Source organism: Photorhabdus viridis (assembly GCF_040256935.1).
In the GTDB taxonomy this organism is placed as follows: domain Bacteria; phylum Pseudomonadota; class Gammaproteobacteria; order Enterobacterales; family Enterobacteriaceae; genus Photorhabdus; species Photorhabdus viridis.
In genome coordinates this window covers 1-295 of record NZ_JBEJZY010000362.1, presented here as the reverse complement: position 1 = coordinate 295, position 295 = coordinate 1, and the positions used below count along the sequence as shown (strand labels likewise).

At 62.4% G+C, this 295-nt stretch carries 1 pseudogene; it reads left to right on the top strand.

From position 1 onward, the window contains the following. A pseudogene (locus ABR397_RS25590) lies at nt 1-295 on the top strand (OmpA family protein); the annotation flags it as partial.

Genomic DNA, 295 nt, shown 5'->3' with positions numbered 1-295 from the left:
GAGATCATGGCAGACCGCTGGGCCGCAGGCTTTGAGGATAGCGTTGGGGCTGTTTCTGCTGGCGGGGATGACCGCGCTGGGCTGCTCGGCCTGGCATAACCGGCAAGAGTTGCGTCAGGTGGACGATGACTGGCAGCACTATCACGCTGTCGCCATGACGGATACGCGCGGCAAAGCGCAGGCAGTGGCGGTATTGCGGGACGATGCCGGTCGTCTTGAAGAGTATGACCGGCATGGAGTGCCGTGGCGTCTGGGATTAGGGCTGTATCAGGGGGCGCGATTACGTCTGCCGTTA